Origin of the sequence: Streptomyces sp. YIM 98790 (genome assembly GCF_011421595.1) — a bacterium.
Classification (GTDB): domain Bacteria; phylum Actinomycetota; class Actinomycetes; order Streptomycetales; family Streptomycetaceae; genus Streptomyces.
This window is the reverse complement of the sequence record NZ_WTLH01000224.1, coordinates 1-8,286: the sequence shown is the minus strand read 5'-3', so window position 1 is coordinate 8,286 and position 8,286 is coordinate 1. Positions and strand designations below refer to the sequence as shown.

Genomic DNA, 8,286 nt, shown 5'->3' with positions numbered 1-8,286 from the left:
CGGCCGCCCGCCGGTAGGTGCGCACTTGCCCTGATTCCAGCGCGGCCACCACCCGCAGCCGCACTACCTCCCGCGTGGCAGGATGCAGCCGACGCGCGTCCTCAACCTCGATCACGCCCTGCCAACGAGCAGGCAACTCAACCGTTCCGGATCAATAACTTCGATTCGTCAGTGGGTTCGACCGCTGATTGGTGTGGCCGTTCGCCCGTATTGTCCTCTGGCGTCGGAGGGCGGGCCGTCGCGTGACGCCGCGGGGTGCGCCGGGTTCCACGGGCCCGAAGACTGCGGATCCTCCTTCCTGATCCTCGTCGCGGCGTGAGCCAGCCGTCAGGTGGCGGCCGGAAGCCGGGTGAGCCTGTTCCAGCTGGTGGTGAAGGCCGCCGCCCAGGGCCAGGTCCGCTCGATGCGCAGGATGCGACGGCTGGATCCCGCCGACGGCAATGCCACCCTGCTGAGCACCTGGATCACCCCGGCCCAGCCGCGGACCTGCCCCACCTGCATGCCTTCACCCGGGGCCTCGAGAAGGACCGCGCCGCAGTCGACGCCGCTCTCACCCTGCCGCACCACAACGGCGGCACCGAAGGCGTCAACAACAAAACCAAGCTGATCAAACGCCAGAGTACGGCCGCGCGAGCTTCCCTCTCCTCCGCCACCGCATCCTCCTGGGCTGACGACACCCTCCGTCACCACCGACTACGGAACAGACCCCTCGTTTTACGATCCCCAGGCCCTTGCCGGCGTGACGTCGGCACAAGGGAGAATGGGGCCGGATGATGCCCTGGATCCTGGGCTGCGGAGCTGCGGCGGCTTGATGAGACGGGGCTGTTGCGGTCGCCTGGGAGCAACCATCCGTTCCGCCGCGGTGACACGCCATCTCCGACGACGGCAGCCTCATCTGTCAACGTGGAGTGTGCGGTTCCCGCCCCGCGTTCGTTACGGCGCGGGAGGCCTGGGCTGCTGCGCAGTGAGTTCCCTACGCAGTTCCGTGAGGATCTCCAGAAGGTGACTGTACTGGTCACGCAGGGGATCGAGGCGTGCGACGGCCGCGGCCGGCTCGGCCGGCAGGACAGCGCGGGTGACCGCTTTGAATTCGGCGCGGGCCTGGGGGATGGCCGCGGCGTGCCGGAGATTGACCAGAACGCTGAATGCGGGGACTTCGGAGACCGCCCAGCGTCCGTTGCGCTGCGGGGTGGCGCGTACGACGGTGCGGTGTTCGGTGGACAGGGTCAGGCGGATGTCATCGAGGGTGAGTTTGCTCAGCTCCGGCAGAGGAACGGCGCCGGCGCCGGCGAGGCGGGCGGCCTCCTCGGGGGTGGCGACGCTGACCGGGTCACTGATCGGCTCGGGCTCCTCTGTGCTGGGCGGGGGTCGGTGTCGTCGGGGAGTCGGGTGAAGATCACGACCCGGGTGGTGGGGCTGCTGGCCGGGTACAGCACGTGCACCAGCGCGGTGACCTCCTCCATGCCGTGCCCAGGGAGGTGGGCCCGCATGTGGGTGTTGTCGTTCTCGTGGACGCGCTGCTCCTGCTGCCAGATCCGCAGGCATTCGGGGTCAGCGAGGACTTCCTCGAGCAGGGCGGCGAACTCGGGATCATCGGGATTCTGTNACTTCCTCGAGCAGGGCGGCGAACTCGGGATCATCGGGATTCTGTGCGTGGGAGACGCGGAGCATGCCGATCATGTCGCTGGCGTGCCGGTGCCAGTCGCTGAGCTGGTCGCGGGCCTCGGAGTCGAGAAGGAACCAGCGCATCACGTTGGCGTCGGACTCCTGCACCCACGGGAACCAGTCGGCCGCTGCCGCGTTGTAGCCGAGGATGTCCCAGGTGCTGCTGGTGATGGTGGCCGGATGGGGCATGAGGGTGTCCAGCAGGATCCGCAGTGCCCGGGCGGCCGGGTCTTCCACCTCGGTGACCAGCGGCATGATGCGTGAGGTGTACAGGTACAAGGTGGCACGCTGGGAACGGTCCAGGCCCAGCACATCGGCCAGGCGTTCGAGTACTTCCGGGGTCGGCCGCACGGGCAGCCCGGATTCGAGATTGCGGATCCAGCGCACGCTGACGTCCACGCGGTCGGCAAGCTGCTTCTGGGGCAGCGGCTTGCCCAGGCCCATTCGCTGACCGGCGGCGGCCCGCCAGGCTCGCATCAAGGGCGGCAGCCCCATCAGCCCTTCCACCGATGAGCCGTTGCCTGTGGTGGTTCTTTCACCCCGTGCTGCCATCGCGATCCCCTTCACTGGCTAGTGGTTTGCCGCTCGCTGGTCCCCTACCGTCATCGCTTGGGCACATCACCGCGTGGCCGGAACACCGGCGGTTCCTCGCATCCGTGGTGGGCCCATTCCCATGGCTTCACGAAGGTGGCGGCGTCCGAGGGCTTTCGGCGGTGAGTTCACCGCGGAGCTCGGTCAGAATCTCGAGCACTTGGCGGTGCTGGTCCTGGAGGGAGTCCAGGCGGGCCACAGCCTGGGCGGGCACGGGCGGCAGCGCTGCGCGGGCCACGGCCTTGTATTCCTGGCGGGCTTCCGGGATGGCCGTGGCGTGCCGGAGGCCGTCCAGGATGCTGAGCGCGGGCACTTCCGAGACGGCCCAGCACCCGTTGCGCTGGCGTGTTGCGCGTAGGACAGCGCGGTGGTCGGTGGAGAGCATCAGGCGCACGTCATCTGCCATCATCCTGCTCAGTGCGGGAAGGGGGACGGCGCCGGGGCCGGCGAGGTGCTCGGCTTCCTCGACCGTGGCGACCATGACAGGGTCGCCGAAGGTGCCCGGAGCGGGCTGGGCGTCTTCCTCGGGCAATGGGCTGAGGATGACGACGCGGACGGTCGGGCTGCTCGCCGGATACAAGCACGTGCACCAGCGCGGTCACTTCCTCGCCGCCGGCTCTGTGCAGGCGCAGGTGGGTGTTGTCGTTTTCGTGGACCCGCTGGCCCTGCTGCCACAGAGCCAGGCGCTCGCGGTCGGCGAGGATCTCCTGCAGCAGTTCGACGAACTGCGGGTCGTCGTGGTGCTGCGCATGGCTGATGCGCAGCATGCCGATCATGTTGCTGGCGTGCCGGTGCCAGTCGCTGAGCTGCTCGCGGGCCTCGGGATCGAGGAAGAACCAGCGCATGAAGTTGACCCCGTCTTGCAGCCAGGGGAACCAGTCGGCCGCAGCGAGGTTGTAGCCCAGGATGTTCCAGGTGCTGCCGGTGATGATGGCCGGGTGGGGCATGAGGGTGTCGAGCAGGACCCGGAGCGCCTGGGCCGCGGGCTCGTCGACCTCGGTCACGAGGGGCAGGGTGCCGGAGGTGTACAGGTAGAGGGTGGCACGCTGGGAGCGGTCCAGACCGAGCACATCGGCCAGACGTTCCAGCACCTGCGATGTGGGCCTGACGGGCCGGCCCTGCTCGAGGTTGCGTCCTCTCCGCGCGAGCGGAGGTGTCCCGTCTGTCGGCGGCGCTTGAATCGTGGTTCTGTCGCAGGTCTTGTGGATCGTCACGTCGTGTAGCTGTTGATCTTGTGGGTGTGGGTCTGGAGGTTGCCCGAAAACAGCCTGGGTTGTTGCTCGTTCGGGTGATCGTCACTGGCCGTGGGAGAGATCACGGTCGAGCTGAAGGAACTGCTGTTCCCCGGCATCGCTGACCTAGCGGTCACGTCGGTGGAGGTGAGCCGGGCGGCGGTCTGCGTGACGGCGCGGAGTACGGCGTCCGGTGCCTGCTGCCCGGGCTGTGGCGGCTGGTCGGAGCGGGTGCACGGCTCCTACCAGCGGCATCCCGCGCATCTGCCCAGCTCTGGGCAGCCTGTGGTGCTGGCCTTGCGGGTGCGGCGCTTCCTCTGCGGTCATCAGGCATGCTGCAGGCGGACGTTCGTGGAGCAGATAGCGGGGCTGACCAGACCTTACGCTCACCGGACCGACCACCAGCGCGAGGCGCTGGCGAGGATCGCCCTGGCACTGGCGGGGCGGGCGGGAGCCCGACTGGCGAGGCTGCTCGGCATGACCGCCGGGCGGGACACCCTGCTGCGGCTCATCCGCGCCCTGCCCGAAAACCTGACCAGCCCACGCCCAAGGTGCTCGCAGTGGACGACTTCGCCTTCCGCAGGGGGCACACCTACGGCACGATCCTGATCGATATCGACACCCACCACCCCATCGATGTTTTGCCTGACCGTGAGGCCGCCACCCTTGCCGCCTGGCTGGCCGACCACCCCGGTGTCGAGGTCATCTGCCGCGACCGCGCTACCGCCTACGCCGACGGCGCACGCACCGGAGCACCCGACGCCATCCAGTGCGCGGACCGCTGGCACCTGTTCGACAACCTCGTCGAGGCCGTCGAGAGGACCGTCACCCGCCACCGCGCGCTGCTGCCCGAGCCGCCCGAGGACCAACCGGCCCTCGCGGCCCAGGACGTGGAGACCGCGCTCGTCACGACGCCCCTGGCCGCAGGACCGCGCACGTCCGGCCGGATCAGCGACCGCACCCGCGAGCGCTACCAGACCATCCATGAACTTCACCACAAAGGCCACAGCCTGCGCGACATTGCCCGCCGGCTCGGGCTGGCCCGCAACACCGTCCGCCGCTTCCTGCGCGCGACCAGCGCCGACGAACTACTGGCCGGCAAGTGGACCGGCCGCTCCAGCATCCTCGACCCCTACAAGCCCTACCTCCACCAGCGATGGGCCCAAGGCTGCACCACCGCCAGCCGCCTGTTCGAAGAACTCCGCGACCGCGGCTACACAGGCGGCGAAAGCGTGGTCAAGCACTACGTGCGACAGCTACGAGAAGCCGTCCCGCACGGCCGGCCGGTCCGTCGGTCCCCGTCCGTCCGGCAGGTGACCAGCTGGATCGCCGGCCACCCCGACCGCCTCACCGACGAACAGGCCCAGNACAGGCGGCGAAAGCGTGGTCAAGCACTACGTGCGACAGCTACGAGAAGCCGTCCCGCACGGCCGGCCGGTCCGTCGGTCCCCGTCCGTCCGGCAGGTGACCAGCTGGATCGCCGGCCACCCCGACCGCCTCACCGACGAACAGGCCCAGGCCCTGAGGAACCTCCTGGACCGCTGCCCGGAACTGAGCAAGACCGCCCACCACGTCCGTGCCTTCGCCGAGCTGATGGCCGAACGTCACGGCCACCGGCTGGAAGCGTGGATGGACAAGGCCCTCGCCGACGACCTGCCCGACCTCACTTCCTTCGTTACCGGCCTTCGCCAAGACCAACAGGCCGTCGTCGTCGGCCTCACCCTGCCCTACAGCTCCGGCCCGGTCGAGGGCACAGTGAACCNCCCGGTCGAGGGCACAGTGAACCGGATCAAGATGCTGAAACGGCAAATGTTCGGCCGGGCCAAGCTCCCCCTGCTCCGCAAACGAATCCTGTTCAGCTAACGCTCAGTTACCGCCCCACAAGACCTGCGACAGAACCACAATTCAAGCGCCGCCGACACTGCCGGGCACCCAGGGAAGCCCGTAACCCGCCCGGCCAGTCGAAAAGCTCACCTGGTGGGCGGGGTACCGGCGGCCAGTTGTTCTGGTTCTTCTCCTGTGGCCAGGGGTCACTGTCAGCCCGGGATGTCGGGGTGAAGGTAGCGCCACTCCAGTGCCATGTTGCGCAGCGCGTCGCGGACTGCCTCCGTGAGCTCCCCGCGCGCCACTAAGTCTTCTTCGAGGTACTCGCTGCCCCGGTGCAGAGGGCCATGGCCGGAACGGTGGCCGAGGAAGGTGGTGCCGAGGACGTTCTGCAGCGCCATAGTCCGTGCGGCTACCGGATTTCGGTGCGGCGGCCTGCACTCCCCGACGGGTCGGTTCCCGGCTACTGGGGTGCGCAGGGCGCCGCGGTTGATCAGGCCCTATGTAGGGCGGCCAGTCGGTGGCCAGGCTCTGGGTGATCCCGATGCGCACGTCCTGACGCATCCGGTCGGTGACCCCGATGCTCGCTCTCCAGCCCTGCAAGCGGTTCGCCAAGGACCCGTGCTCATCGTGGACGGCACCCTGGTACCCACCCGCGACCACACGATCGCCGAGCGGTCGAAGAACTATCGGTACTCCACCAACCGCCAAGTCGTCATCGACGCTGACACACGCTTGGTCGTCGTGATCGGCCGACCGCTCGCCGGGAACCGCAACGGCTGCAAGGCGTGGGAAGAGTCCGGCGCCAAGGCCGCCGTCGGCAGGACCCTCACGATTGCCGACGGCGGCTACCAGGGCACCGGACTTGTCACCGCACCGCCGCGAGCACGGCCAGGGCGCACTCCAGGCCTGGAAAGAGGAACACAACAAGTCCCACAAGCAGGTCCGGGCCCGCGTCGAGCACGTCTTCGCCCGTATGAAGACCTGGAAAATCCTCCGCGACTGCCGCCTCAAAGGCGACGGCGTCCACCAGGCCATGCTCGGCATCGCCCGGATGTACAACCTCGCCCTCGCCGGATGGGAGGCAGGGCCGAGCGACAGCCTGCCGCGTCCGAGGCGACCCAGAGATCGTTTTACGGGGCAGCGCCCTTATCGGAGCTCTAATTGCTGAGATGGTTGCTCAGCGCCTGGATCGTAAGCCCTATCGAAGTCAGCCCGACCAGAATTGCACCGGTAAGACCAGCCACAGGAATAGCTTCCGCACCCTTCCGAGCATCGGCCCCTGAGCCGCGACGAGTAAACAACCATACTGCGAGAAAAAAGATGGTGATGATCCAAGGTATCCAAATGTCCGAAAATATAGCGTCCTCGAATCGAATATAGTTCACTCTTGCAGTGAACATTAACACCTCTCCGAATTCCATCATTCAACTAATGGTGATTAGTTGCGGCGGAACTTCCCTTCTGTTGCACCCACCACACTACTCACCCTGCACCCACCCTGAAGCACGGGGCTTCAAGCATACCGACGACGGCCCCGGCCTCGACAGCTGCAATCAGGTCCTCGGGATGACCGTCGGCATCCCGCAATCAGCCAGAGCGGTAGTCACCACTGCACGCGTTCAGTCCGGCGGTGAAGTAGTCACCGACTTCAGCAGCCTGGCAGCGGGCACAGCTCCCACGACGGTGTCCTTTCGAGTACGGCGGATCACCACCGCGATAGCAAGACTCTGCGTCCGCGCGGTGCGAATGACACTTACGTTCTCGGTATCTGTCTCGCCCCCCGATCAGCCATTCTCATCGCTTCATGCCTCGCCGAACCAGCTGGCTGTCGAAAGGCTGCGAGGGCTGCACGAGCCACAGCGGTACCTCATCTAGCCAGCACACCACCAAATGATCCTCGCCCGCTGACTCCGACAACCGCGCCTCGCCGAGCGCGGGCACTGAGGTACGGGGGTGAGAACCTCAACCATTGTCTGGCGAACAGTCGTCGGCTCAGCATCAGCCGGGAACAGCACCACCCAAGCAGGGTTCTCGCCGCCAGGAAGCAGCACGTCCCGCACGATAACGCCCATCGGCTCTCTGGCAGCGCGCCACATGGCACGTACCCGATGGAGCCGACGTCGGGTGGCGTAGAGAACCTGCACAGCGACGAATGCCATAGCTCCTGACAGAGCCCAGAAGAACCACTGAGCGGCACTGGGAACAGTATTCCGAGCACTGCTGGCACGGGAGTCAGGATGACAAATACCGCAGCCAGACGCAGGAAGGAAAAAGCCCGCAGATCAGGAATTCTCCACCACTGCACTGCTCTCGGGTCGAAACGAAGCGGCCGCTTTCGTCGACAGCGCACAGGTTACTGTCGGGCAGCTGTGACAAATTGCCGACATGTCGTCGACCACGGGAATTCTGGCCGGTAATTACATCTCCCAAATCTTCCGAGCCCTGGATTACCATCATCGAATACCTAACGAAATCAGATCACCCCAGAGGGCTAATCAGGCCAAGCAGAGGCCTAATTCCTTCCGGTAATTCAGGGTAAGTGCCTTCCCCCGCTCGGGGCGAATCCGGAACCTCGCCCTGCGGAAATCACCCAGTGTTTCTCCGAGCCTCCGACACACCCACCTAGGCCCGCATACAGACATCCACCCCGGTAGGAGGACCCTTGATTTTCTGGTGTTTCTCCGAGGCGAAACCGAAAGAGACTCCACCGGCGAAGAATCCGCGAACAAAGTCTCTCTCAGTCATACCCTGACGGGATTTCCCTTCAGGGTCGTTCCATTTCGCCGTGACGCCATACCATCCAATGATGAGTGAGTTATTGAGCCGGAACTATTGGGTTGCCTACATGATCGTGTAGCGGACGTGTCGGGTGTGGAAGTAGCCGCGGACGATGTGGGGTTGGCGCTGTCGGCGGCGGAGGAAACGGCGAGTCTCGTGGGCGAGGTCGTCTACTGAGCGCGCGCGGGAGGCG

Annotated in this window: 7 protein-coding genes and 3 pseudogenes; 5 read left to right on the top strand and 5 right to left on the bottom strand. The window is 66.4% G+C overall.

Features of this window, described 5'->3' with window-relative positions; all coding sequences use genetic code 11:
- Window positions 1-451: 451 nt before the first annotated feature.
- A pseudogene (locus GQS09_RS31115) lies at window positions 452-671 on the top strand (transposase); the annotation flags it as partial.
- Window positions 672-1,590: 919 nt separating this feature from the next.
- Here GQS09_RS31115 and GQS09_RS24885 read toward each other — a convergent pair.
- From GQS09_RS24885 to GQS09_RS24875, 3 genes are all read right to left on the bottom strand, one after another.
- The gene (locus tag GQS09_RS24885; RefSeq protein ID WP_165989814.1) at window positions 1,591-2,217 is read right to left on the bottom strand and encodes a helix-turn-helix transcriptional regulator; all 627 of its coding nucleotides are present in this window, start codon (window positions 2,215-2,217) and stop codon (window positions 1,591-1,593) included.
- Between the two features lie 127 nt (window positions 2,218-2,344).
- On the bottom strand, window positions 2,345-2,665 hold the full coding sequence (locus tag GQS09_RS24880) for a hypothetical protein (RefSeq protein WP_165989813.1): 321 nt from the start codon (window positions 2,663-2,665) through the stop codon (window positions 2,345-2,347).
- Window positions 2,652-3,470 (bottom strand): helix-turn-helix transcriptional regulator, encoded by an 819-nt coding sequence (locus GQS09_RS24875; protein ID WP_165989812.1) that lies wholly within the window; start codon window positions 3,468-3,470, stop codon window positions 2,652-2,654. Before GQS09_RS24875 ends, GQS09_RS24880 begins: the two co-directional genes overlap by 14 nt.
- Before the next feature lie 90 nt (window positions 3,471-3,560).
- Here GQS09_RS24875 and GQS09_RS31110 point away from each other — a divergent pair, with 90 nt between their 5' ends.
- The 3 genes and pseudogenes from GQS09_RS31110 to GQS09_RS24865 all read left to right on the top strand — a co-directional run bounded on the left by GQS09_RS31110 (window position 3,561) and on the right by GQS09_RS24865 (window position 5,351).
- Window positions 3,561-4,097 (top strand): transposase family protein, encoded by a 537-nt coding sequence (locus GQS09_RS31110; RefSeq protein ID WP_399552598.1) that lies wholly within the window; start codon window positions 3,561-3,563, stop codon window positions 4,095-4,097.
- Window positions 4,040-4,513: pseudogene (locus GQS09_RS31105) on the top strand (transposase); the annotation flags it as partial. The gene GQS09_RS31110 and the pseudogene GQS09_RS31105, both read left to right, overlap by 58 nt.
- Before the next feature lie 439 nt (window positions 4,514-4,952).
- The gene (locus GQS09_RS24865) at window positions 4,953-5,351 is read left to right on the top strand and encodes a transposase (protein ID WP_399552597.1); all 399 of its coding nucleotides are present in this window, start codon (window positions 4,953-4,955) and stop codon (window positions 5,349-5,351) included.
- Window positions 5,352-5,524: 173 nt separating this feature from the next.
- On the opposite strand, the gene GQS09_RS24860 is transcribed toward GQS09_RS24865, so the two are convergent.
- The gene (locus GQS09_RS24860) at window positions 5,525-5,713 is read right to left on the bottom strand and encodes a hypothetical protein (RefSeq protein ID WP_165989810.1); all 189 of its coding nucleotides are present in this window, start codon (window positions 5,711-5,713) and stop codon (window positions 5,525-5,527) included.
- Window positions 5,714-5,889: 176 nt separating this feature from the next.
- Here GQS09_RS24860 and GQS09_RS24855 point away from each other — a divergent pair.
- Window positions 5,890-6,483 (top strand): annotated as a pseudogene (locus tag GQS09_RS24855) (transposase); the annotation flags it as partial.
- On the opposite strand, the gene GQS09_RS24850 reads toward GQS09_RS24855, so the two are convergent.
- The gene (locus GQS09_RS24850; protein ID WP_165989809.1) at window positions 6,473-6,739 is read right to left on the bottom strand and encodes a hypothetical protein; all 267 of its coding nucleotides are present in this window, start codon (window positions 6,737-6,739) and stop codon (window positions 6,473-6,475) included. The pseudogene GQS09_RS24855 and the gene GQS09_RS24850 sit on opposite strands and share 11 nt — an antisense overlap.
- Between the last annotated feature and the right edge of the window lie 1,547 nt (window positions 6,740-8,286).

Coding starts and splice junctions, on each gene's coding strand:
- GQS09_RS24860 (WP_165989810.1), bottom strand. CDS start 5,713: ATGGCGCTGCAGAACGTCCTCGGCACCACCTTCCTCGGCCACCGTTCC.
- GQS09_RS24850 (WP_165989809.1), bottom strand. CDS start 6,739: ATGATGGAATTCGGAGAGGTGTTAATGTTCACTGCAAGAGTGAACTAT.
- GQS09_RS24880 (WP_165989813.1), bottom strand. CDS start 2,665: ATGATGGCAGATGACGTGCGCCTGATGCTCTCCACCGACCACCGCGCT.